The sequence below is a fragment of the Pseudomonas frederiksbergensis genome (assembly GCF_035751725.1).
GTDB lineage: Bacteria > Pseudomonadota > Gammaproteobacteria > Pseudomonadales > Pseudomonadaceae > Aquipseudomonas > Aquipseudomonas frederiksbergensis_A.
Map to the genome: position 1 here is coordinate 127,659 of NZ_CP142104.1, position 23,943 is coordinate 151,601.

Sequence of the window (23,943 nt, forward strand, 5' to 3'; positions counted from 1 at the left end):
TGGCTAGGGCGTTTGCGCTTAGATTTTTTTATCAGGTTTGTGCAGTGCCGCTATGCCAAGCATGGCGCTGTACGTAGCTCCAATTGTCGTCAGGTCTGCTTTCGGCCATAAGCGGACGCTTGCAAACAAACTCCGGCGGGCAGTAGTCGCTGCTTTGCGGACGTCAGCTTTCGGACAGAAACAAGCATGGAAAAGAGCCCTGTCATCTGTGAATTCTGAGTGCACCTAAAAACCGATGGGAGCATAGTGGCCTCATCGATTGAGATCGCCCTCTTGGAATACGTAGCCTCGAAGGCGGTACATCACCGTTTATCGACCCGTGACACCACACTAATTGCAATTTAAGCTGTATATGCATACAGTCACCAAATGAGCGATGACGACAAAAATCTCTTGTGGCACATTAATATCATGATGTAGATTCAGGATCTCAAATATAATTTAAAACAAGGAAGTATCATGGACGTAAAAGTTAATTTCGCAGTTGTTCATGAGCTAATAAAAGAGCAATTTAAAGATATTCAAGCTTCTGATATTCGAAAGGTTGTGCTGAATAAAGACAAGCCAGCCGTTAGCAAGTTAATAATCGGTGCGACATCAATTTACGGTAAGAAAAATAACGCCACACATTATGGGATCTTCGCAAAAAAAACTGTGAGTGAGTTTCCCATTGACTTTGATGCTTACTCTAAAATTGCCATTTCGGAAAAGTCTTTTCTGGAAGTTACCGAGTCCGCCATGGCGGAACTTCATGCCGCAGCGAAAAAAACCACCGCATCTTCTGGGGGGTATATTTTATTCGTAGACTACGAAAACAACCAAGGACGCTTCTTGTTAATTGCAATGCTTAAAAAGCGTGATGGTTTGAGGCTTAATGAAAATCTTGAGCCTGAGGAATTGATTGAACTGGATTTGAGTAGTTTGTACCACGCGGCTCGTATTAATTTTAATAAATATCAAGAGCATGGCTTAGCGGACGCGGAAGCTAAGCAAGAACTCAATTATCTAAGTTTTCTTAGCCAAAGCGCAGGACGGTCGGCTGCAGGTTATTTTGTAACAGCACTGGGCTGTGCAGTAGGAACCGCTTCAGCGGCTGCTACAAAAAATCTTATAATCGAGAGTGTAAAATTTTTTAGAGAGCGTCCTAATCTACGCGACAAAAGAATTCAGTTTAAAGATGAGATTTTGAGATATCTAGAGCGTCAGCGAGATTCTGGACAATCCGTCAAACTCTCGGAAGTTGAAGCGATTGCTCGCCAATTTTTTCCGGCAGAACTGGAAGGTCAGGCCGATGAATTGGCCGTTGAGTTTACAGGGCACCTCAATAGTGAGGCCGTTGGAGTGCCCGTTGAGTTTCCTATTAGCAAGGTGACACTTGATAAGTACACTCACGTGGTCTACAAGGCAGACAACTGGCAGTTGAAGTTTGATCGAAACTCTTTAGGCGAAGGTGTGGATGCTGAAATTCGTTTTATTGAACAAGATCGAAAACTAATCATCAATAATCTTTCGGAAAGCGCTGTTGAAGTCATTCGTCAAGCCATAGCGGATAAACGAGATGCTGCCGAGCCAGAGTAATTGCCATGGTAGATGTAAGTAAATTTGCCGAGGCATATCGATTGCTTGGTCGTCCTGCTCTCGCGAGGGCTAATGCATTTGATTTTAGAGCTTCTGTCTTCAATCCAGAAATCAATTCTGCAGCTGAAAAGCTAATTATTTCAAAAGCTGGCCGATTTGATGAGTTTCTTATTGACGGCGTTGATGTAGATCCCTCTAATTTCAATGCTTCTTCTGCGTGGTCAACAATCGAGTTCTCCTTCGTACTTGACACATCGGGCACAGTGCCAATTTTTAAAAATTTTGATCAGCTCATGGCTCGATCAAAGAGTTTCGTTCGAACGGAGGTGCCAACAAGCTTTTACATAACAGATGAAAATATTTTGTCTTGTGAAGAGCCCCTCGATCATCGGATAAAGACTCTTCATGCTTTATGTCGCCTAATCGTTTACCTAGCTGACTTGGCACATTTTCACGATGAAAAAGAGTCCAGTGATGAATATAAGCTTGTATTCGTTGCTGAGGACCTAGCTAAAGGAGAGCGCGCAATAACGCTTTATCCATACCTGGATCGCGAGTTGCTAGGTTTTGAGATAAGCACAGAGTTGGTCGACAACCTCCAAATGAGTAATTTAGAAGAAAGCCCCCAGCTTTTCAAAGAGAGATCTATTTTTCGGGCAACTTTGATTGAGTATTTGGCAGGTCAGTTTGGAGGAAAGGAACGTTTCAAATTCCTCATTTCCACGTGGTCACAGTTTCTAATATTGTATGGTAACAACCTGTCTACCTATCTTAGCGGCTTTTCTTTTCACAAGGCAAAGCAAGAGGTTGCAAATGCTCAGTTAACAGTCGCCGACCAGATGTCGAAGGTTGTAAGTGATATCAGCGGAAAAGTTTTGAGCATACCGATTTCGTTGGCTGTCGTCATTGCAATATCAAAAACCGAAAGCGTTTTAGAAAGCTCAATTTTGGTATTGGGTATTTTAATAACTTCTGCTTTGTTAGCCGAAACCTTAGCAGCTCAGAAGTTGCAATATGAGCGCATCAAACATTCACGAATGATAATGTTTGCGTCGCATCAGCAAAAAGCACATCAGTACCCAGAAGACTTAAGAAACTATATAAAAGATTCTATAAGCGCCTTAACAGCGAACGAGAAAAAGCTTAAGAGCTCATTGTTAGTGCTGAGGATTTTAGCATGGACTCCTGCAATCGTTGCTGTAATTCTTCATTCATGTATCTTTCAAAAAGATCTATTGGCAGGATTTGATGAGCTTGCGATTTTTGTGCGTGCTATTCTTTCAGTATTTTCATGCTGCTAATTAGGATAGTTAAGAAACATCACGATCAAAAGGGCTTGCGCTACCTCTTTGAATTATTGGAGTAAGTCTAGCTCTAGCTGAGACAAAGGGAATGGCTTTGTTGTTTGATGCGCCTCACAGGAGCAATGTGTGACCGATCTGAGTGAAACTATAAGGCTCTTTTCAATGGAAGGGGCAACCCATCTTTACTCGAGCCTTCCATCGATGCTGACGCCTGCAGACCTTTATCATATCAAGGACAATCCAGCTCATAAGGCTGCGCTCGCGGGCTCTAACATTTATCTTATCGTCAGTCGTCATCGCATTTACCTAAATCCCGAAAATCTATCTCACACTGGATCGATCGTTTCGGGTGATTTTTTGGTATTGCGCGAACGCGGGGTGACGGTGGTTCCCTTCACTTATGAGATCAGTCTTCCAACAGTTGCTGGTGCCGCAGAGATTTTAAGTATCGCCGTTGCGCCCAACGGATCGTCGATGGTCGTGATGACTTCTGAAGGGGACCAGATGATTGCCGTGAGTGTTATCGTTGCGGCTGCCGAAAGTGAATTGACGGGGCCCGACACGGATATGGAAGTGCTCTATGTTGGCCAGAGCATCGGACGAACGAATACGTTGACGGCGTTGAATCGCTTGTTATCGCATACCAAGTTTCAGCAGATTCTCGCCGAGAACTCGACACACTCCCCGGAGCGCGAGATATTACTTTTGCTTTATCGGTTCGAGCACCGCAAGACAATCATCAGCAATGGGGGCGACTTTAATGTGGAAACTCAGGCCACTGATGCTCAAGATTCTGCCCATTTTGATCGTCTTAGGGATGTCCAGCTGAGGCGACATGAGGTGATATCTCTGGCAGAGGCGGCGTTGATAAACTATTTCAAGCCGCGCTACAACACCCTGCTGAAAAAAACGAATTTCGCTGCAAGTGGAAAGCTTAGAGTGCTTCAACAGCTGATGAAAAAAGGCATTGCCGGATTGGTCGTGGAGCTTTGCTCGGTAAACATACGATCTCGTCTAGGGACGGCTAGTGCGATCCCCATTGAGCTTGTAGATTTTTTCTCAGAAGAGGTCCTTGAAGGGCGAAACATCCAAGAGCCGGAAATCAAGCAGCGGTGGCAACAAGATTTGAAGGTGATCGCCCATTCGCATTGGGCCCGATTTGCGTTGACCACTACGCAGGAGCGTAATACGTTCCTACATGGTTCGAAATTCATAGGGCAGACTGAGCAACCATGGACTTGGTAATCAAGTGAATTCGGTAGGAGTCGATGTAAATCACTACTATGGCCCATAGTCTATTCCGATCAACTGTGAGCACTGATGCGCTAAAGTTCTTACCGAAGAAAACAAGTGGCCGCTTCTGGCCGATTGCAGCCGTCGCGGAAGATCAAATTAACAGACTCGTCGGTATCTAATAGCAAGCACCCAGCCTATTTCGTTCTCGCCCAGGTCGCCGCCGCATCAATGCTGCGCGGTTGCGGGATGTATGGGCGGGTGGAGCTTTTTGGTGGTGAGGGCTGTTGGGTTTGTCGTTCAGTTGGATAGGCGTCGTTTGATAGGCCGCTATCGCGAGCAAGCTCCTACAGGTGGGTTGTGCGGTGTTTTTGAAGGTTTTAGCGGGCGCTTGCTCGTGATAAAGCCCTGTTCAATCGTTCGCAGTTCTGGGAGCCGCCAATGCCTCCAGAGCAGCCTTGCGCTCATCAGCCGCCAACCGGCCGAGCTTCTCAACCGCAGTAAAAAACGCAACCCAATCCCCGCCCTCACGCTTGAACAACGCCGCAAACGCCGGCACCCATTGGTCATACAGGCCGAAGGGCAATAACCGGGCATTGTTCATTGGCGCATAGACCCACGCGTCATAGCGCTTGTCACCAGCCCATTGCGTGTCGCGCATTCGTTGGTAGTCGGCGCGCAGGCGTTCGAATTCCTCGGCCTTGCGCTGGCGCATCTGCTCGGCGGGCAGAGGTTGGGCGTAGAGGGTTTCCAGGCGTTGGCGGGTGTCGAGGATCAGTTGGATGAACTGGTCGCGCTGGCGCAACCGGTTGCCGTTGTCTGGCGCCAGCCCGCGATGGGCGCGCCATTGGCGGGTGCCTTCCTGTTCGACGAAGGTGGCGAAGGATTCGTTGAATGCCGTGTCGTCCTTTACGTAGACGCGCTGGTGCGCCAGTTCATGAAAGATCAGCGTCGCCAGGCGCTCGTCACCCCAGTGCAGCATCGAGCTCAGGATCGGGTCGTTGAACCAGCCCAGCGTCGAGTAGGCCTCTACGCCGCCGATCGACACATCCATGCCCTGCAATTGCTGCACCGCGGCCTCGCCTCGGGCGGCACCCTGGCTGTAATAGCCGCGATAGGCCACGCAACCGGCGATGGGAAAGCAATGGGTTTGCGGGGCCAGGGAGAATTCCGGGGTGGCGAAGACGTTCCAGACGACGAAGGGGCGGCCGATGTCCGCGTACAGGCGATAGCTTTTGTTATCGGGCAGGTGCAGTTGTTCGCTGGCGAACGCGCGGGCCTTGCGGGCCTGGGCCAGATGAGCGCGCAGTTTCGGATCGCGGGTGGGGTCGGCAATGACGCGGTCGATTGGCTCGCGGGCTTGCAGCAGTCGCACCTGTCCACTGGCGAGTTGGCCGTAATAAGCAACGCTGGTGCAACCGTTGAGTAACAAAAGCAGGAGGGCTGGAAACAAAATCCGCAAAACACGGTCGAGTAACCGATGGCGTGAACGCTGCCTAATCAATTTGGAATCACCCTGGGAAGTCTGCCCAAAGACTATCTCGCTTGCCCGGAGCTTCGCTATGCGCGTGTTGATGCTGACAAGTGGCCTGTTGCTGCTGACTGGCTGTGCCGGTTTGCCTGATCCTGATCCCTCCCAAGCGTGGATAGACCTGGGAAACCAACAGGACACGGCGTTGCAAGCGCTGGAAGTCGATGACAAACAGTCCATCGACCGACGTTATTTCGAGGTTCAACCAGGTAGCCATGAGCTGACGGTGCGTTATCAGTTTGCCGTGGATCCGGGCAACATCGGCCCGGATGCCGAGCCGCTGTGGCGTGATTGTCGATTGAACGTGAAATTCAAGGATTTCAACGCGGGCCAGCGCTACCAATTGCAGGCTGGCAGCATCGGGTTCCGCCCATGGGCCAAGCTTTACGACCAGCAGCGCAAGGTCGTGGGCCAAGGCACGCCAGCCGGCTGCCAGCAAAGCTGATAAACGCTATGCTCAAGACCTGACTCCAGGATATTCACCATGCGCAAATACATGTTGTTGCTGGGCCTTGTTGCCATGAGCGGTTGTGCTTCGAGCCCGCTACCGCAAGTCGATCCGAACATGGCGTGGATCGACTTGGCCACGCCGATGCCGGGCGGCAAGCTGCTGATGGCCGAAAGCCTGGATGGTCAAAAATCCTCTGACGGACGATTTTTCCAGGTTTCACCGGGCAGCCATGAACTGAAGGTGCGCTTCGACTTCGAGGTTTTTGCCGGCGGTGGGCTGGGCATGCAGGGCGCTCCTCAGGAACGACTGTGCTACATGCTCGTGCGTTACGACCATTTCGAGGCCGGTCAGCGTTATCGTTTGGAAGGGCGCAATCTAGCGTTTTCCGCCAGCGCCCGGCTCTATAACGCCAAGCGTGAAATCGTTGCAGAAGATCGACAAGTCAATTGCGTTCCGTAGCGCTGCCTAGCGGTCGTTCTTCTGATAGATGATTTTCTTGGTGCCGTAGTCGCAACTGCCCACCACCATGTTCTGGTCATGGACTTCGTCGTTGGTGACGATTTCCAAGGTATAGGACGCCACGTTATTAGCCTGGATCTTCGCTTCGATTTCGGCTTTCAGTTCTTCGCAGGGCTTGGGTGCTGCGAGGGCCGTTGTGGTCAATGCGCAACCGATGACTGCCAGGGCCAAACGTTTCATGCTCGAATTCCTCAATACAGCGCGCACGCCTGTGCGCTGAAACTGCAGACCTGCATTCGATCATATTTGCTTTCGGGTAAATAGCTCGCGGATCAAGAAGATCGCAGCCTATGCGGGGCTGCGATCTTCTCGGTTGGTCAACTCACCAGGGTCGCGTCCAGGGTGATCTTGGCATTGAGCACCTTGGAAACCGGGCAACCTTCCTTGGCCTTGTTGCTCAGCTCTTCGAATTGCTCCTGGCTGGCGCCGGGAATCCTGGCCTTCAGGATCAGCTTGATTGCGGTGATTGCGAAGCCGCCATCGACCTGGTCCAGGGTCACTTCGGCGTTGGTGTCGATGCTGTCGGCCTTGAGCCCGGCGTCGCCGAGGATCATCGAAAACGCCATGGAGAAGCAGCCCGCATGGGCCGCGCCGATCAATTCTTCAGGGTTGGTGCCCTTGCCGCCTTCAAAACGTGCCTTGAAACCATAGGGCGCTTCGCGCAACACGCCGGTTTCCGTGGAGATGGAGCCGATGCCGGTCTTCAGGTCACCTTCCCAGTGAGCCGATGCTTTCTTGACGATAGCCATATGTGCCTCCTCATGATCCGGCGCGAGGGTTCGCGCCTGGGTATTTTTCAGTGCCAGGATTGTGAGGATAGACCGGTGGATAAAGTTCACCCGGTCGATTAGTCGACCAATTTAGTAGGAAAATTCTTCGCTGCTATTGAAACTCGGGTATATGCCCACATTCATAGGATACACCTAGAGAAACGGCAGGCTTTCGCCCACAGCAAAGCGCCTACGCCGTTGGAGATGCCGGCCCATGAAACAGCTGTCCGAAGTTAAATTTTCAACCCTCGACCTTGTCCCTGTCCGCGCTGACGGCAACGCCGCCCAATCCTTGCGCAACTCGTTGGATTTGGCGCAGCACGTGGAAAAGTACGGCTACACCCGTTTCTGGGTGGCGGAACACCACAACATGGACGGCATCGCCAGTTCGGCGACAGCGGTGTTGCTGGGCTACCTAGCGGGGGGCACGTCGAGCATCCGCGTCGGCTCCGGCGGGGTGATGCTGCCGAACCATGCGCCGTTGGTGATCGCCGAACAGTTCGGCACGCTGGAAAGTCTGTTTCCGGGTCGGATTGACCTGGGGTTGGGGCGAGCGCCTGGTTCCGACCAGATGACGGCCCGTGCATTGCGCCGTGAGCGCTCCGGCAGCGCCGATGATTTCCCCGATGACGTGGCCGAACTGATGCGCTATCTCGGGCCGCGTACGCCGGACCAACGCATCATCGCCATGCCAGGCACGGGCACCAACGTACCGGTGTGGCTGTTGGGTTCGAGCCTGTTCAGTGCGCAGTTGGCCGGGGAGCGCGGTTTGCCCTACGCGTTCGCCTCCCATTTCGCACCGCGGTTCATGCACGAGGCGATCCGTGTTTATCGCAACCACTTCCAGCCTTCAGCCGTACTCGACAAGCCCTACGTGATGCTCGGCGTCCCTTTGGTGGCGGCGGACACGGATGAGCAGGCCGATTACCTGGCGACTTCGGTGTACCAGCGTATCCTGGCGTTGATGCGCGGCCAGAGCCTGGTGCAGCGCCCGCCGGTCGACACCATGAATGGTCTATGGCTGCCCCATGAGAAGGAAGCGGTAGGTGATTTCCTTGGCTTGGCAATGATCGGTGGCCCGCAGAAAATCCGCGCCAAGCTCGAAGTGTTGATCGAGCAGACTCATGCCGATGAGTTGATTTTCACCAGCGATTTGTACGAACACGCCGACCGCTTGCACTCTTATGAACTGCTGGCGCAGGTGATGAAAGGCTGAATCGCGGCCAATAAAAAAGCCGACGCAATGCGTCGGCTTTGATCTGAACGCGTTATCAGCCGCGGTTGTAGACGATTTCTTTCGAACCGCCCTCGCAGGTGCCGACAACTTCTCCGCCAGCCGCTGCGCCTTTATCGACAATCTCCAGCGAATAACCCGAAGCACCTTTTGCGTCGATCTTCGCTGCGATTTCGCTTTTCAGCTCCTCGCACGGCTTGCCGGCCGCAAACGCCGTACCCGCAAGGCTCAGCAAACCCAGGGCCACCATCAATTTCTTCATCGCTCGCACTCCTTGGTCGGATCAAATAGGGAGACGTGATGCGCCAGCCATAGCGCATCGCCATTCCCTATGGCACTCCGCCAGCGTGCAAGTTCAAAGCACTCAGCTATTGGCGATTCGGAATCCGACCTTGATGGTCACCTGAAAGTGCGCGGCCCGGCCATTTTCGATATGGCCGCGGGTTTCCGTGACTTCGAACCATTCCAGGTGCTTGAGGCTTTTGCTGGCCTCGGCCAGGGCGTTGTTGATGGCGTCTTCAATGCTGGTGGGAGACGAACCGACCAGCTCGACTTTCTTGTATGTGTGGTGATCACTCATGACGTTCTCCTTGGTGTCTTTAACAGCCTAGCAGCGATTTTTCGCCTTACATGTGGCGCCGTCTACGCTTGGAAAGTTCAGATTTACTGCACTTTCCCAAACGGCCGCAGTCCCAATCCACACACGCTACTCAACCACTGCAGGAGAGAGCCACCATGGCCAGCACTTCGTTACGCAAAGCCTCGTTGCAAAGCATGGAAGCGGAGATCGAGAGTCTGCTCAAGTCGTTGGAAAGCCTGAAGGACGACGCTTCGGACGAGTCGCGTAGGACCCTCAAGTCGCTCAAGGCAAATGCCGAAAATGCATTGAAGCATTCCCGGCATCTGCTCAGCGATGCGTATGAAGAGGTCAAGGTGAAAACCCGTGAAACCGGGATCGCCACGCGCGACTACGCTCAGGAACATCCTTGGACCACGGCCGGCGTCGCCGTCGGCGCGCTAGGTCTGCTGGCCGCTTACTTGCTGTGCAAGCGCGGCGACTAGTCCGATGGGTTCAGCTCATGCCTGAGCCATTGCGCCAATTGCCGGGCGCGCCCGTCCGCGGCGCGCTTGGGCAGCCATAACGCCAATCGTGCCGGGGTTTCACTGAAACCCCACGGCGCGACCAGGCGACCAGCACGCAGGTCCTCGGTCACCAAGGGCTCGGGGGCAATCGCCACGCCAAGCCCGGCCACAGCCGCCTCCAGTAAATAATACAAATGCTCGAAGCCTTGCCCGAACTTCAACGCCTGGGGCTCAAGGGCGTTTTGTTGCGCCCAGGTTGGCCAGGCCTGGGGGCGTGAGGTGGTGTGCAACAGCGGTTCGCCCAGCAGCGCGTTGGCGGGGGCATCGCGCAAACGGGTGAAGCCCCCAAAACGTGGGCTCATCACCGGCCCAATCCGCTCGCTGGCCAATTCGTACACTTGCATGTCGGCCGGCCACGGCGGCTCGGCGAATACCAGCAAGGCATCCAGCCCTGGACGCCTCGGGTCAAGATCGCCCTCACCGGCGGACAGGTGCAGGCGCAAGTCGGGCAGATCGGCATTGAGCCGGCCCAGGCGCGGAATGAACCAGCGCGCCAACAAGCTTCCCGAGCAGCCCAGCACGAACGGAGCGTCCGCTGTGCTTTGCGTCAGCTCCGCGCAAACGGTGCGCAGGCGCTCGAACGCGTCGGCGCTGGCGTCGCGCAATCGCAGTCCTGCATCTGTGAGTTTCAGGCCACGCCCGTCCTTGATGAACAGGCTGATCCCCAAGTGCTCTTCCAGCACCTTGAGCTGGCGGCTGACGGCGCCATGGGTGACGTGCAGATGTTCCGCCGCCTGGCTTACGCTGTTCAGGCGCGCGGTGGCCTCGAAGGCACGCAAGGCGTTTAGCGGAGGAAGGTCGTGGCGCATGGTATCTGTGAGTTTTCCTGACAGGTTGCGGCGATCTTATCGGTTTTCACGCAGGTATGTCAGGGGTAGAGTGACCTCATTGTCTTTCTACGCATTCGCCTGGAGCGCCCGATGACCCAGCCTACGACCCCCTTCAACCTGCGCAGCGGTCCCGATGCCAACGGCCTGTTTGGCGCGTTCGGCGGCCGTTATGTCGCGGAAACGCTGATGCCGCTCATCCTCGATCTGGCCCGTGAATACGAAGTGGCGAAGGAAGATCCTGCGTTCATCGAGGAATTGGCCTACTTCCAACGGGACTATGTCGGTCGTCCGAGCCCGCTTTATTTCGCCGAGCGCCTGACGGAATACTGCGGTGGCGCGAAGATCTACCTCAAGCGTGAAGAGCTGAATCACACCGGCGCGCACAAGATCAACAACTGCATCGGCCAGATCCTGCTGGCTCGGCGCATGGGCAAGAAACGCATCATCGCCGAGACCGGCGCCGGCATGCACGGCGTGGCCACTGCCACCGTGGCCGCTCGGTTCGGCCTGGACTGCGTGATCTACATGGGCACCACCGACATCGAGCGCCAGCAGGCCAACGTGTTTCGCATGAAACTGCTTGGCGCCGAAGTCATTCCGGTGGTGGCCGGGACCGGCACCCTCAAGGATGCGATGAACGAAGCGCTACGCGATTGGGTGACCAACGTCGATAGCACGTTCTACCTGATCGGCACCGTAGCTGGCCCGCACCCTTATCCAGCGATGGTCCGCGATTTCCAAGCCGTGATCGGCAAGGAAACCCGCGATCAGCTGCAAGCCCAGGAAGGCCGCCTGCCGGACAGCCTGGTGGCGTGCATCGGCGGTGGCTCCAATGCCATGGGCCTGTTCCATCCGTTCCTGGATGACAAGAGTGTCGAAATCATCGGCGTCGAAGCGGCGGGCTACGGCATCGAGACCGGCAAGCATGCGGCGAGCCTGAACGGCGGCGTCCCAGGCGTATTGCACGGTAACCGTACGTTCTTGTTGCAGGATGAAGACGGCCAGATCATTGACGCTCATTCGATCTCTGCCGGCCTCGATTACCCTGGCATCGGCCCGGAACACGCATGGTTGCATGACATTGGCCGCGTCCAATACACCTCGGTTACCGATGCTGAGGCATTGGAAGCGTTCCATAAGTGCTGCCGCCTGGAAGGGATTATTCCTGCCTTGGAAAGTGCCCATGCCTTGGCCGAAGTGTTCAAGCGCGCGCCAAACCTGCCCAAGGATCACCTGATGGTGGTCAACCTGTCTGGTCGTGGCGATAAAGACATGCAAACCGTGATGCACCACATGGAACAGTCCCAGCAGGAGAAACACTGATGAGCCGCCTGCAAACCCGCTTTGCCGAACTCAAGCAACAGAACCGTGCCGCCTTGGTGACGTTTGTCACTGCCGGTGATCCGGATTACGACACGTCGCTGGCGATTCTCAAGGGCCTGCCTGCCGCCGGCGCCGATGTCATTGAGTTGGGCATGCCGTTTACTGATCCGATGGCCGACGGCCCGGCGATTCAGTTGGCGAACATCCGCGCCTTGGGCGCCCAGCAGAACCTGGCGAAAACCCTGCAGATGGTTCGTGAGTTCCGCAAGGAAAATACCGAGACGCCGCTGGTGCTGATGGGGTATTTCAATCCGATCCATCGTTATGGCGTGCAGCGTTTCATTGGCGAAGCGCTGGATAGCGGTGTTGATGGCCTGATCGTCGTGGACATGCCACCTGAGCACAACAGCGAACTGTGCGAGCCGGCCCAGGCTGCCGGACTGGATTTCATACGCCTGACAACGCCCACCACCGACGATGTGCGTTTGCCGACTGTGCTCAATGGCAGCTCAGGTTTTGTCTACTACGTATCGGTGGCGGGTGTGACCGGTGCCGGTGCCGCGACGCTGGAGCATGTGGAAGAAGCCGTGGCGCGCTTGCGTCGGCATACAGACCTGCCGATCAGCATTGGCTTCGGCATTCGTACGCCGGAGCAGGCTGCCGCCATCGCGCGGTTGGCCGACGGCGTGGTGGTCGGCTCGGCGTTGATCGACCATATCGCCAGCGCCGATACGGCGGAACAGGCGATCGATGGCGTGCTGAGCTTGTGCGCGGCCTTGGCCGATGGCGTACGTAAGGCGCGTCTTGGCTGATCGCTGATTCGGCTCGCAGCGATGCAAAAGGGGTTCGGAACCAGGTTCCGAACCCCTTTTTTGTTGTTGCTTCAAAGCTGTCGTCAGGGCAATTCCAACCCGCCTCCGGCCTTGTGCAGTTTGCGCAGATGTTCGCCGATTTGCTTCACATTGGCTTCGCTCGCCGCAATTTCAGCTGCGCGGCTCGGCTCAAGTAATGCCCTGACTTCCTTATCCAAGTCGCCGGTCAGCGTTTGAAGCTGTTTCTGGCGCAGGCTGCTTTGCGACTCCAATCGCTGCCATTCGCTGGGTTGTGGCAATCCGTAGCCGCTGCTGCCCAGTAGTTCGGCCGGACGGCTCAAGAAGCCGCTGTTGACGAGGATCTGTTGTAACGTCGCGTTAGCTCGCTCCATGCCGCCGTTCTGAAGCTCACGGGCACCGAGATAACGCTGCTTCACTTCATCCTGGGCCAGCAGCAATTGCCGGCGGAAACTGGCTTGCTCCAATAACAGCAGTGCCGCACTGGTGCGCAGGTCGGCCTGTTCGAACCAGCCGCGGCGTTCGGCGGCGTCCGTCGCCAGCCAGTCTTCGACGGTTTGTTGTGGGATCGGCAGGCTTTTTCTCAGCACGTCGAACATGGCCTGGTAGCGTTCGCGGAATGAGTCGAAGCGGTACCCCAGGCGCAGGGCCTCCTTGGGGTCGTCCAGCACGCTGGTATCGGCCAGGCCACGGCCCTTTAGCACTTCCAGCAGGCCGTTGGGCATTATGCTGTCCAGGCCCTTGAGCTGTTCGTTGTTACTGCCGCTGCGCAACAGCTTCAAGCTTTCCACCGCGCAATTATTGGACAGGAAGTAATAGTTGCCGTCATAGCTCCAATGCATTTCGGCGGCATGTTCGACGGTTTCTTCGATCTCGGTGCGCGACAGGTTCAGCGGTACGGAGGCCAGGCTGCGCAATTCGGTCTTGGTGTATTCGTCGATGACCTGGGCGAGCGGCAGCACGAACAGGCGGGACGGATATTTGCCCACCAGACCGTCCCAACTCGATAGCTGTACGTCGCCGACGAAGGCGCGGTACGACAGCACCAGGTGCTGGTCCAGGTCCAGCCGACAGTCGGGTCCACGTGGCCGGCCCGGTGCGCAGATCACCAGGCGAAGCATGCTATGGCCCCAACGGCTTACCCAGTTCTGGTTGGCTTCGGCCAAAAGGTAATCGATGGCGTATACGCGTTCCGGATCGACCTTGCCCAGTGGCGTCTTGGCAAAGTCGTTGCCGGCATTGAGAAAGGCGAACGAGGTGGCGCAAGTGTCTTTGGCGGCGGGCGCCCAGCCGAATTGCTCACGGTAATAGCGATACAGCGCGGGCCGGCGACAGGCGTAGCTCGGGTCCAGGAGGAAATACTCCATGTTGACCGCGACGAACTCCTTGGGGCTGCTCGTCTCGTAGAGGTCCGGGCTGCGGGCAACCTGGCGGTTGTGCTGCTCTCGTTCACCGCGACGGCCGACATATTGCGGCCAGCCAGCGAGATCGAGCAGGCGCGGATCATCACTGAGCGTGAAACGACGGTCGTTCTGGCCCCGGCAATCATCTGGCAGGCCGATTAACCCGGCGCTGCTGTTACGTCGAGTACAGCGTTGGATCAGCGCACGTTCAGCATTTGGCCAGAGGCGTGAGCGGTCATAGATGTGGGTCAGTTCGTGTAGGACGGTCGCGAGCATTTCCCGGCGCACCGTACCGTGGGGGCGCAAGGTCTTTTGCTTGGCGGCGCTGCCATCGGTGAGGCTGTCCAGCAGGTTCCGGTTGAGGTCCAGCTGTGAGACCAGTGAGGCCTGGCCGTAGGCGTTGGCAGGCATCTGGTCGGTCCAGCCGACATCGATGCGCCGGTCGAGTCGCTCGATGAAACGTGGTGGCAATGCCTGCATGGCTTCATCGAGCAATGCCTGGCTGGCCTGCTGTTGTGCCGGGCTCAAGCCGTCGCTGTTGAGATGTAGCTGGAGGCCGGCCTGGGCGGTGCTGCTCAGGAGCAGCACGACCCCGGCTGTCAGCCAGGCAGCGAGCCGCCTCACAATGCGAGGATAGCTTCGGCGAGAACCTGGTCACTGGCGTCGCGGGCTTCCGGTACGCGGGTACGCAATGTTTCGAAAGCCGCTTCGAGATGCGCACCACGAATCTCGCCATTGCTGGCGACGAAGCTGGCTGCGTCATCGTGGGCTTCGCGGACAATTTTCGAGTCACGAATGGATGTTGTGGTATCAGACGTGAAATCGATCGAACGCTGGGAGGCGCGAACGATGATGTTACTGGTGGCTACCAGGGTATGTGCCTGGGCCACATCGGCCAATACCAGCAGGCCAAGGGCGGCAGCAATCAGCGGGCTACGCATGGAACGACTCCGGAAAATTAAAGATAGCTATTGGACGAGAATTGCCTGTGCCAGTTCAAGGTCGCTGGCGTGAAGTTTCGGCTGGTTCCGGCGCAGGTAGTCCAGCGCCGACTCCAGTTGTGCCCCTCGCAATTGCCCATCACTGGCAATGAATGCGGCAGCGTCATCACGAGCGGCCGCGACCCGTTTATTGTCAAAGGGCGCGGAGGTCACCAGGCTCGTGGCGTAGCCGCTGGCTACCACCTGCTGGGTGAACACATCGAAGGCATGGGCCGGAACAGACCAGCAAAAAGTTGCGAGGAAAAAGGCGCTGTAGAGTTTTGAGTAAAAACGCATGGGACTCGACGGTGGTTGGCGAGCTTGAAGGCTAGCGCAAACCTGCGGGCCAGAGCCAGTGCTGAAACATCGGTACACGCTTGTGTGCCCGATGTTTCATGTTGCATCAAATTACCAGGATGGCCTGGGCCAGCTGCGCATCGGTGGCGTTGAGTTGCGGGGCTTGCTGGCGGATGTAATCCAGCGCGCTCTCCAGCTTCACGCCACGGATGGCGCCTTCGCTGGCCACGAAGCTGGCGGCGTCGTCACGTGCGGCTTGGACGATTTTATTGTCGCGCAGTGATGAGGTTGCGTCGGAGGTTACGTCGGACGTGGCCTTGAGTGCGCCGACGATGGAATCAGTGGTCACGATAAAGCTGCTGGCGTTCGAATGGGCGGCCACGGCGAACAGTGCAACCGCGCTGAGCAGGCGAAGACGGGACATGATGGAACTCCTTGGATGATGTGATAGCGGTGCGTGTAGCTGGAAGAGGAGACGCGTGCTCGACTCGCTTCGCCACGTTTGCATCAATAGTAGGACAGATCGGGTTTGCTTACAGCTCTGCTGAGCGTGCCTGAGAAACTGTACTGGTAATACTTGAGGGATATCGTAACTGTTATTGTTCGGCAAGTTTGATGAAATCGAGCCCGAAACGACAAGACCCGTCGCGGTTTCCCGCGACGGGTCTTGTTTTTGCAATTCGGTGCTGGCGGTGGACCCGGTGGGTCAGGGCCAGCGACGCTGAGTTAGCGCCAGAACGGCTTGCTCAGCTCTTCGTAGCGCTGTGCTTCGCTGATACCGGCGTCTGCCAGCAGGCGCGAATCCAGACGAGCCAGTTGATGGCGGCTGGCGATGCGGCGCTGCCACAGCATCAGGTTAGCGATAACGCGAAGAGGCAGGGAAGCCTGGTTTTTTTCAGCTTTGTCTTCGAAAAACAGCTCGGAACTGAGTGTACGTTCCATGGTTGACATCCTTCCGCTTGTGGCGGGATTAGGTAGTGGTTTAACTGGTGCCCATGATCCTCCCGTTTGGCCAGAGTCAGTAGATACAGTTCATCTGTATTGTGAGAGACCAGTTAACTGTTAAAGGGGGGTGTACTGGTCGATATTGATGCAACTGTACCTGTCGGCACTGATTTGGTGCATTTATTGATGGAATGATGCTTTAGGTAGGAAAAGGCTGTAGGAAAACACCGGTACAGCAGTACAGTTTTTGTCAATTATCAATCCTGACGCCCGGCTTCCCAAAACTGTATTTGCTGTAACGGTGATCCAGCTGTATCAAACCGCGAGCATGCGCCCGGTTGCTTCCAGGTTCATGTGCCAGCTGAGTGCGTCGCGCAGGATATGCGGGGTATGCCCTCCTAAGGTACACGCCGCTTCGAAGTATTCGTTCAGCGCTTGGCGATAAGACGGATGTACGCAGTTGTCGATGATGACTCGCGCCCGCTCTCGTGGCGCCAGACCCCGCAAATCAGCCAGGCCAATCTCGGTCACCAGAATGTCGACATCATGCTCGGTATGGTCCACATGGCTGACCATTGGCACGACGCTGGAAATCGCGCCGCCCTTGGCGATGGATTTGGTGACGAAAACAGCCAGGTGTGCGTTCCGGGCGAAATCCCCCGAACCACCGATGCCATTCATCATTCGCGTGCCACATACATGGGTCGAGTTGACATTGCCGTACAGGTCGAACTCCAGCGCCGTGTTGATGCCGATGATGCCCAGGCGTCACACCACCTCGGGATGGTTGGAGATCTCCTGCGGACGCAGGACCAATTTGTCCTTGTATTTCGCCAGATTCCCAAAGACATCACTGTTGCGCCGAGCCGACAAGGTTATGGAGCTTCCGGAAGCGAAACTTAGCTTGCCGGCATCGATGAGGTCGAAGGTGGAGTCCTGCAACACCTCGGAATACATCGTCAGCTCTTCGAACGGGGAATCGATCAATCCGCACATCACCGCGTTGGCAATGTTGCCGATGCCGGCCTGCAGGGGGCCAAGCTTGTTGGTCATGCGCCCAGCGGCGACTTCTTGCTTGAAGAAACTGATCAGGTGGTCGGCAATGGCCTGGGTGTCTTCGTCGGGCGGCAAGACCGTGGAAGGCGAGTCTGCCTGTTGGGTGATGACAATGGCGGCGATCTTTTCCGGCGGGATCGGGATGGCCGTGCTGCCGATTCGGTCGTCAACCTTCACCAAGGGGATCGGCAGCCGAGTCGGGCGGTAGCTCGGTATATAAATGTCGTGCAACCCTTCCAGGTCCGGGTTGTGGGCCAGGTTGATCTCGACAATCACTTGCTTGGCAAAAATTGCAAAACTGGCGGAGTTTCCCACCGACGTGGTCGGCACGATATGACCTTGCTCGGTAATCGCTACTGCTTCGATCACGGCAATATCCGGTAGCTTGAGCTGGGCGTTACGCATCTGTTCGACGGTTTCCGAAAGATGCTGGTCGATGAACATCACTTCGCCTGCGTTAATAGCCTTGCGCAGGGTGCTGTCCACTTGGAAGGGCATGCGTCGTGCCAGTACGCCGGCTTCCGTAAGTTGTTTGTCCAAATCGTTGCCCAGGCTTGCTCCGGTCATGAGGCTGATTTTCAGCGGCGTGACCTTGGCGCGCTCGGCCAGCGCGTGCGGCACGGCCTTGGCTTCTCCGGCACGGGTGAAACCGCTCATGCCGACGGTCATGCCGTCTTCAATCAACAAGGCTGCTTCGGCAGCGCTCATCACTTTGTTCAACAACGAAGGCAGGCGGATGCGATCACGATACATGGATGGTTATCTCGGGCTGGAAGCAGGATGCGCAGTCTAGAGAATTCGCGCTGAGCCCGACCCGCTACAAAAGTCGCATTTAAGGCGTCTATTACGGGCGTTTCAGGCAAAACATTGTTACCGGATCGGTAACTTTTCGCCTTGATACAAATCAAAACGCCCCGACAAGTCGGGGCGTTTTGATGAATTGCTGAAGCTTATTCCACGGCTTTGACCATGTCTTCAATGACTTTCTTGGCGTCACCGAACACCATCATGGTCTTGTCGAGGTAGAACAGTTCGTTGTCCAGGCCGGCATAGCCGCTGGCCATCGAGCGCTTGTTGACGATGATGGTCTTGGCCTTGAAGGCTTCGAGGATCGGCATGCCGGCAATCGGCGACTTCGGATCGTTCTTCGCCGCCGGGTTGACCACGTCGTTGGCGCCGAGCACCAGTACCACGTCGGCCTGGCCAAACTCGGAGTTGATGTCTTCCATCTCGAACACCTGGTCGTAAGGCACTTCGGCCTCGGCCAGCAGGACGTTCATGTGCCCGGGCATGCGACCGGCCACCGGGTGGATCGCGTATTTAACGGTCACACCATGGTGAGTCAGCTTCTCGGTCAGCTCTTTCAGCGCGTGCTGCGCCCGCGCTACCGCCAGCCCGTAGCCCGGCACGATGATCACCGTGTCGGCGTTGGTCAGCAGGAAGGTCGCGTCGTCGGCCGAACCGGACTTCACCGGACGGGCTTCTTTCGAGCCTGCCGGGCCAGCCGCATCTGGCGCGTTGCCGAAACCGCCGAGCAGCACGTTGAAGAACGAACGGTTCATCGCCTTGCACATGATGTACGAGAGGATTGCACCGCTCGAACCTACCAGCGAACCGGCAATGATCAACATCGAGTTGTTCAGCGAGAAGCCGATACCGGCTGCGGCCCAACCGGAATAGCTATTGAGCATCGAGACCACCACCGGCATGTCCGCGCCGCCGATCGGGATGATGATCAGCACACCCAGGACAAACGCCAGGGCCAGCATCAGGGCGAACGCGCCGAGGTTGCCAGTGAACATGAAGGTCAGGCCCAGGCCCAGCGTTGCCAGGCCCAGGATCAGGTTGAGTTTGTGCTGGCCGCCGAACTGTACCGGTGCGCCCTGGAACAGACGGAACTTGTACTTGCCCGACAGCTTGCCGAATGCGATCACCGAACCGGAAAAGGTAATTGCACCGATGGCTGCGCCGAGGAACAGCTCCAGGCGGTTACCGGCCGGAATCGAATCGCCCAATTGTTTGACGATACCCAGCGATTGCGGCTCGACCACTGCGGCAATCGCAATGAACACCGCTGCCAGGCCGATCATGCTGTGCATGAACGCCACCAGCTCCGGCATCTTGGTCATCTCGACGCGCTTGGCCATGATCGAGCCGGCGGTGCCGCCGATCAGCAGGCCGACGATGACGTAGCCTATGCCGGCTGTCGCTAGCTCAGCGCCCAGCTTATAGATGAGGCCCACAGTGGTGAGCACCGCCAGCGCCATGCCGAGCATGCCGAACAGGTTGCCACGGCGAGAGGTGGTGGGGTGCGACAGGCCTTTGAGGGCCTGGATGAAGCAGATCGACGCGATCAGGTAGAGCGTCGTTACCAGGTTCATGCTCATTACTTGGGCGCCTCTTCTTTTACGGCTTTCGGGGCTTTTTTCTTGAACATCTCAAGCATGCGGCGCGTCACCAGGAAGCCACCGAATACGTTGACCGCGGCCAGGGCCACGGCGAGGGTGCCCATGGTCTTGCCCAGCGGCGTTACGGTCAGGGCAGCGGCGAGCATCGCGCCGACGATCACGATCGCTGAAATGGCGTTGGTCACCGCCATCAACGGTGTGTGCAGCGCTGGCGTCACGTTCCAGACCACGTGGTAGCCGACATAAATCGCCAGCACAAAGATGATCAGGTTGTAGATACCGGGGGAGATAAGCTCTTCCATTGTCTGAATCCCTGCTTAGGCGTTTTTGCGGATGACTTGGCCGTCGCGGCACATCAGGCACGCGGCGACGATGTCGTCTTCCAGGTTCACGTCGAACTGACCTTCCTTGGTGAAGACCAGCTTCAGGAAGTCCAGCAGGTTACGGGCGTACAGCGCCGAAGCATCGGCCGCGACTTCACCGGCCAGGTTGGTGGGGCCGACGATGGTGACGCCGTTCTCGACAACCACCTGATCGGCCACGGTCAACGGGCAATTGCCACCCTGGGCTGCCGCGAGGTCGATGACCACGGAGCCGGGTTTCATCTGCGCGACGGTTTCGGCGCTTAGCAGCGTCGGTGCCTTGCGGCCCGGAATCAACGCGGTGGTGATGACAATGTCCGCCTGCTTGGCGCGCTCATGCACGGCTTGGGCCTGGCGCTGCATCCAGCTGGCAGGCATGGGCCGGGCATAACCGCCGACGCCGACCGCGCATTCACGCTCTTCGTCGGTCTCGTAAGGCACGTCGACGAACTTGGCCCCGAGGGATTCGATTTGTTCCTTCACCGCCGGGCGCACATCCGAAGCCTCGATCACGGCGCCCAGGCGCTTGGCCGTGGCAATCGCCTGAAGTCCGGCCACGCCGGCGCCGAGAATCAACACGCGCGCCGCTTTCACGGTGCCCGCAGCGGTCATCAGCATCGGCATGAAGCGCGGATAGTAGTGAGCGGCCAGCAGCACCGCTTTGTAACCGGCGATGTTCGCTTGAGACGACAGCACATCCAGGCTCTGGGCACGGGAGGTGCGTGGCGCGGCCTCGAGGGCGAAAGCGGTTATGCCGCGTTCAGCCAGCTTGGCGATGGTTTCGTTGTTGAACGGATTGAGCATGCCCACCAGAACGGTGCCGCTCTTGATCAGCGACAGTTCGCTGTCGCTAGGGGCAACCACCTTGAGAATCAACTCAGCCCCAAACGCATCATTGGCATCGCCAATGGTTGCGCCGGCCGCTGCATAAGCACTATCGATCACGCTGGCCTTGGTGCCAGCGCCGCTCTGGACAGTGACTTTATGGCCTTGGCCGATGAGCTTCTTGATGGTTTCCGGGGTAGCAGCAACCCGTGTTTCACCCGGTTGGGTTTCGAGGGGAACACCAATGTGCACGTCAAATCTCCTGCGTGATCTTATTGAGTAAACCCAGGCACTTCGGATGGTGCGGCTGGGGCGGCCGATCAGCACGATCCCGCCAAACCAGGCGGGGCGCGGCATTTTGCAGGCGAAAATTCAGCCCTTCAAGGGATTATGACGTGTGACGAAAAATTAACTACAAGTCACCCTGTGACCGAATGTCGCAACCCCTGGGCCCAACTGCCCGTGGAGCCTTGTTTTTCAAGCGATACGCGTGGAATTATCATACTTTTCCATTGCTCCTGTGAATGAATAGTCATCCGTTGGGAAATATGGCTCAAGGCCACGTATCTAGCCGGTTGTGGGACGATTGTACCGAGTCCATAACAGTTTAGTTTTATGCGACATAAAGTTATATCTGTAGCGCTTATAATTAGCTGACTACGCGGTCAGGATTGCTATTTTCCCAGCTTATTCAAGGAGATAACCTTCTGCTTGATTGACCAGCCAGTCGCGAAATGCTCGGAGCGATGCAGATTCCACCTTTCGCTCCGGGATCATCAGGTAATAGGCCTTGATGCTCGATAAGGCATTGCGGTTCGCGATTACCAAGCGGCGCTCTGCCAATTCGCGCTGGATCAGGAAAGGCGGGATCAATGCGATTCCCATGTCATGCATGGCCGCTTGGGCGAGCATGGAGAATAGTTCATAGCGCGGGCCTGTCAGGTCTCGTGCGACGTTTAGATGCTGAGAGCTGAACCACTGGCGCCACGCGTAGGGGCGGGTGGTCTGCTGAAGCAACGGCAATTCAGCGATGGCGTCCGGTGTCAGTGCGTTCCGACTGCCCAGCAATGCGGGGCTGCACACCGGCATCGGATTTTCGCCCATCAATTTGTGGGATTCGGTACCGGACCAATCGGCGTCGCCGAAATAGATCGCCGCATCAAAGTCGGTGTCGGCAAAGAGGAAGGGGCGTGTTCGGTTGGTAAGGTTGACCGTGACTTCGGGATGCCGCTTCTGAAAGTCCTTCAAGCGTGGCAACAACCACTGGGTGCCGAACGTCGGGACCACGGCCAGTTCGATTACGTTTGCGCCGGTATGGCCCATGACTGAAAGGGTGTCGCGCTCGACCGCGTCCAGCTGCGTGGCAATCCTGCGACTATAAGAAAGGCCTGCTTCGGTCAGCTTTACGCCGCGTCTTGAGCGTCGAAACAGTTCCACACTCAAGAATTCTTCCAGGCTCGCGATCTGGCGGCAGATCGCTCCCTGGGTGAGCGAAAGCTCCTGCGCGGCCTTGGTAAAGCTTTCGTGGCGGGCCGCGGCCTCGAAACTGACCAGGGCGGCGGTGCTGGGAATCTTGCGACGCATGTACGGCGACCTCACACATGAAGGGCGTAAACAGCCTTGTTGGCGTTTACGGAGTGAGAAATTAGCACAACAACATGCGGAATCCTCGTTTGCTCTCGTGGGAAACCGCGCCTAGGATCAATCCACGAATTTTCATCTCATTGGCGAGGTTACTCATGGCCGGTAAAGCGAGCTTCAATTGGATCGACCCACTGTTGCTGGACCAGCAGCTCACTGAAGAGGAGCGCATGATTCGCGACACTGCCGAACAGTTCGCTCAGCAGAAGCTTGCGCCTCGAGTCCTGGAAGCGTTCCGCCATGAAAAGACCGATCCAGCGATTTTCCGTGAAATGGGTGAGGTGGGTCTCCTGGGGGCAACCATTCCCGAGCAATATGGCGGCAGCGGATTGAACTACGTCAGCTACGGCCTGATTGCCAGGGAAGTGGAGCGCGTCGATTCCGGCTATCGCTCGATGATGAGTGTGCAGTCCTCACTGGTCATGGTGCCCATCAATGAATTCGGGACTGAGGCACAAAAACAGAAGTATCTACCGAAGCTGGCTTCGGGCGAGTGGATCGGCTGTTTTGGCTTGACTGAACCAAACCACGGTTCTGACCCGGGCGCGATGATTACCCGTGCGCGCAAAGTGGAAGGCGGCTACAGCCTGACGGGAAGCAAGATGTGGATCACCAACAGCCCAATCGCTGACGTGTTTGTCGTTTGGGGTAAAGACGACGCTGGCGATATTCGCGGCTTCGTCCTGGAAAAAGGTTGGAAGGGCCTGAGTGCGCCGGCTATTCATGGCAAGGTCGGCCTGCGTGCGTCGATTACGGGCGAAATCGTCATGGACAACGTGTTCGTTCCAGAAGAGAACATTTTTCCAGACGTGCGTGGGCTCAAGGGGCCGTTTACTTGTCTGAACTCGGCGCGCTATGGCATCTCCTGGGGCGCGTTGGGGGCTGCTGAGTTTTGCTGGCACACCGCTCGCCAATACACGCTGGATCGGCAGCAATTCGGACGCCCGCTGGCGGCGAATCAATTGATCCAGAAGAAGCTGGCCGACATGCAGACTGAAATCACTCTCGCGCTGCAAGGCTGCTTGCGCCTGGGGCGCATGAAGGATGAAGGCTCGGCGGCGGTGGAAATTACCTCGATCATGAAGCGCAATTCCTGCGGCAAGTCCTTGGATATCGCGCGTATGGCGCGTGACATGTTGGGTGGCAATGGTATTTCCGACGAGTTCGGCATTGCTCGTCACCTGGTGAACCTGGAGGTGGTGAACACCTACGAAGGCACCCATGACGTCCATGCGCTGATCCTGGGGCGCGCGCAAACCGGTATTCAGGCGTTCTATTAA

Annotated in this window: 25 protein-coding genes and 1 pseudogene; 10 read left to right on the top strand and 16 right to left on the bottom strand. The window is 56.5% G+C overall.

Annotated features, from left to right (window positions below; genetic code table 11):
- The first annotated feature begins 459 nt into the window (after nt 1-459).
- The 3 genes from VQ575_RS00615 (at nt 460) to VQ575_RS00625 (ending at nt 4,127) form a co-directional block, all read left to right on the top strand.
- On the top strand, nt 460-1,578 hold the full coding sequence (locus VQ575_RS00615; RefSeq protein ID WP_325918836.1) for a nucleoid-associated protein: 1,119 nt from the start codon (nt 460-462) through the stop codon (nt 1,576-1,578).
- A 5-nt stretch (nt 1,579-1,583) separates the two neighbouring features.
- Nucleotides 1,584-2,879: a hypothetical protein gene (locus tag VQ575_RS27345; RefSeq protein ID WP_325918838.1), complete on the top strand. Its 1,296-nt coding sequence runs from the start codon at nt 1,584-1,586 to the stop codon at nt 2,877-2,879.
- Between the two features lie 129 nt (nt 2,880-3,008).
- Nucleotides 3,009-4,127 (top strand): hypothetical protein, encoded by a 1,119-nt coding sequence (locus tag VQ575_RS00625; protein ID WP_325918840.1) that lies wholly within the window; start codon nt 3,009-3,011, stop codon nt 4,125-4,127.
- A gap of 400 nt (nt 4,128-4,527) precedes the next feature.
- Here VQ575_RS00625 and VQ575_RS00630 read toward each other — a convergent pair whose 3' ends face one another.
- Nucleotides 4,528-5,619 carry an aminopeptidase gene (locus VQ575_RS00630; protein WP_325918842.1) on the bottom strand — a complete coding sequence of 364 codons (1,092 nt, stop codon included), beginning with the start codon at nt 5,617-5,619 and terminating at the stop codon, nt 4,528-4,530.
- A 58-nt stretch (nt 5,620-5,677) separates the two neighbouring features.
- Here VQ575_RS00630 and VQ575_RS00635 point away from each other — a divergent pair, with 58 nt between their 5' ends.
- Entirely contained in the window at nt 5,678-6,091 is a 414-nt protein-coding gene (locus tag VQ575_RS00635; protein WP_325918844.1) for a PA0061/PA0062 family lipoprotein, read from the top strand.
- A 39-nt stretch (nt 6,092-6,130) separates the two neighbouring features.
- Nucleotides 6,131-6,556: a PA0061/PA0062 family lipoprotein gene (locus VQ575_RS00640; RefSeq protein WP_045154723.1), complete on the top strand. Its 426-nt coding sequence runs from the start codon at nt 6,131-6,133 to the stop codon at nt 6,554-6,556.
- 6 nt (nt 6,557-6,562) lie between these two features.
- Here the strand turns inward: VQ575_RS00640 and VQ575_RS00645 are convergent, their stop codons facing one another.
- A complete protein-coding gene (locus VQ575_RS00645; RefSeq protein ID WP_039593384.1) occupies nt 6,563-6,796 on the bottom strand; it encodes a DUF1161 domain-containing protein in 234 nt (77 codons plus the stop codon).
- A gap of 137 nt (nt 6,797-6,933) precedes the next feature.
- On the bottom strand, nt 6,934-7,365 hold the full coding sequence (locus tag VQ575_RS00650; RefSeq protein ID WP_325918846.1) for an OsmC family protein: 432 nt from the start codon (nt 7,363-7,365) through the stop codon (nt 6,934-6,936).
- Nucleotides 7,366-7,600: 235 nt separating this feature from the next.
- On the opposite strand from VQ575_RS00650, the gene VQ575_RS00655 reads away from it, so the two are divergent.
- Nucleotides 7,601-8,602, top strand: coding sequence for an LLM class flavin-dependent oxidoreductase (locus tag VQ575_RS00655; RefSeq protein ID WP_325918848.1), 1,002 nt, complete (start codon nt 7,601-7,603; stop codon nt 8,600-8,602).
- A 55-nt stretch (nt 8,603-8,657) separates the two neighbouring features.
- Here the strand turns inward: VQ575_RS00655 and VQ575_RS00660 are convergent, their stop codons facing one another.
- Both VQ575_RS00660 and VQ575_RS00665 read right to left on the bottom strand, forming a co-directional pair.
- A complete protein-coding gene (locus tag VQ575_RS00660) occupies nt 8,658-8,882 on the bottom strand; it encodes a DUF1161 domain-containing protein (protein ID WP_039593381.1) in 225 nt (74 codons plus the stop codon).
- 102 nt (nt 8,883-8,984) lie between these two features.
- Nucleotides 8,985-9,200, bottom strand: coding sequence for a dodecin (locus tag VQ575_RS00665; protein WP_003177209.1), 216 nt, complete (start codon nt 9,198-9,200; stop codon nt 8,985-8,987).
- Between the two features lie 155 nt (nt 9,201-9,355).
- Here VQ575_RS00665 and VQ575_RS00670 point away from each other — a divergent pair, with 155 nt between their 5' ends.
- On the top strand, nt 9,356-9,682 hold the full coding sequence (locus tag VQ575_RS00670; protein ID WP_030139182.1) for an ElaB/YgaM/YqjD family protein: 327 nt from the start codon (nt 9,356-9,358) through the stop codon (nt 9,680-9,682).
- On the opposite strand, the gene VQ575_RS00675 is transcribed toward VQ575_RS00670, so the two are convergent.
- Nucleotides 9,679-10,572 carry a LysR family transcriptional regulator gene (locus tag VQ575_RS00675; protein ID WP_325918849.1) on the bottom strand — a complete coding sequence of 298 codons (894 nt, stop codon included), beginning with the start codon at nt 10,570-10,572 and terminating at the stop codon, nt 9,679-9,681. The genes VQ575_RS00670 and VQ575_RS00675 overlap by 4 nt on opposite strands.
- A gap of 111 nt (nt 10,573-10,683) precedes the next feature.
- On the opposite strand from VQ575_RS00675, the gene trpB reads away from it, so the two are divergent.
- Both trpB and trpA read left to right on the top strand, forming a co-directional pair.
- Complete coding sequence (trpB, locus tag VQ575_RS00680) at nt 10,684-11,916, top strand: tryptophan synthase subunit beta (protein WP_039593379.1); 1,233 nt, start codon at nt 10,684-10,686, stop codon at nt 11,914-11,916.
- Complete coding sequence (gene trpA, locus VQ575_RS00685) at nt 11,916-12,728, top strand: tryptophan synthase subunit alpha (protein WP_039593378.1); 813 nt, start codon at nt 11,916-11,918, stop codon at nt 12,726-12,728. The genes trpB and trpA overlap by 1 nt, the downstream gene beginning before the upstream one ends.
- An 83-nt stretch (nt 12,729-12,811) precedes the next feature.
- Here trpA and VQ575_RS00690 read toward each other — a convergent pair whose 3' ends face one another.
- The 10 genes and pseudogenes from VQ575_RS00690 to VQ575_RS00735 form a co-directional block, all read right to left on the bottom strand.
- The gene (locus VQ575_RS00690) at nt 12,812-14,773 is read right to left on the bottom strand and encodes a DUF7844 domain-containing protein (RefSeq protein WP_039593377.1); all 1,962 of its coding nucleotides are present in this window, start codon (nt 14,771-14,773) and stop codon (nt 12,812-12,814) included.
- Nucleotides 14,770-15,090: a DUF2388 domain-containing protein gene (locus tag VQ575_RS00695; RefSeq protein WP_039593376.1), complete on the bottom strand. Its 321-nt coding sequence runs from the start codon at nt 15,088-15,090 to the stop codon at nt 14,770-14,772. The genes VQ575_RS00690 and VQ575_RS00695 overlap by 4 nt, the downstream gene beginning before the upstream one ends.
- A 27-nt stretch (nt 15,091-15,117) precedes the next feature.
- Entirely contained in the window at nt 15,118-15,426 is a 309-nt protein-coding gene (locus tag VQ575_RS00700; protein WP_039593375.1) for a DUF2388 domain-containing protein, read from the bottom strand.
- A 106-nt stretch (nt 15,427-15,532) separates the two neighbouring features.
- Entirely contained in the window at nt 15,533-15,850 is a 318-nt protein-coding gene (locus VQ575_RS00705; RefSeq protein WP_039593374.1) for a DUF2388 domain-containing protein, read from the bottom strand.
- 302 nt (nt 15,851-16,152) lie between these two features.
- Nucleotides 16,153-16,368 carry a DUF1127 domain-containing protein gene (locus VQ575_RS00710; protein WP_003187014.1) on the bottom strand — a complete coding sequence of 72 codons (216 nt, stop codon included), beginning with the start codon at nt 16,366-16,368 and terminating at the stop codon, nt 16,153-16,155.
- A gap of 318 nt (nt 16,369-16,686) precedes the next feature.
- Nucleotides 16,687-18,180: pseudogene (locus VQ575_RS00715) on the bottom strand (acetyl-CoA hydrolase/transferase family protein).
- 197 nt (nt 18,181-18,377) lie between these two features.
- Nucleotides 18,378-19,814: an NAD(P)(+) transhydrogenase (Re/Si-specific) subunit beta gene (locus VQ575_RS00720; protein ID WP_325918851.1), complete on the bottom strand. Its 1,437-nt coding sequence runs from the start codon at nt 19,812-19,814 to the stop codon at nt 18,378-18,380.
- The gene (locus tag VQ575_RS00725) at nt 19,814-20,137 is read right to left on the bottom strand and encodes an NAD(P) transhydrogenase subunit alpha part 2 (protein ID WP_003187010.1); all 324 of its coding nucleotides are present in this window, start codon (nt 20,135-20,137) and stop codon (nt 19,814-19,816) included. The genes VQ575_RS00720 and VQ575_RS00725 overlap by 1 nt, the downstream gene beginning before the upstream one ends.
- Nucleotides 20,138-20,152: 15 nt before the next feature.
- On the bottom strand, nt 20,153-21,274 hold the full coding sequence (locus VQ575_RS00730; RefSeq protein ID WP_039593371.1) for a Re/Si-specific NAD(P)(+) transhydrogenase subunit alpha: 1,122 nt from the start codon (nt 21,272-21,274) through the stop codon (nt 20,153-20,155).
- A 435-nt stretch (nt 21,275-21,709) separates the two neighbouring features.
- A complete protein-coding gene (locus tag VQ575_RS00735; RefSeq protein ID WP_039593370.1) occupies nt 21,710-22,606 on the bottom strand; it encodes a LysR family transcriptional regulator in 897 nt (298 codons plus the stop codon).
- Between the two features lie 155 nt (nt 22,607-22,761).
- Here VQ575_RS00735 and VQ575_RS00740 point away from each other — a divergent pair, with 155 nt between their 5' ends.
- Nucleotides 22,762-23,943 carry an acyl-CoA dehydrogenase gene (locus VQ575_RS00740; RefSeq protein WP_039593369.1) on the top strand — a complete coding sequence of 394 codons (1,182 nt, stop codon included), beginning with the start codon at nt 22,762-22,764 and terminating at the stop codon, nt 23,941-23,943.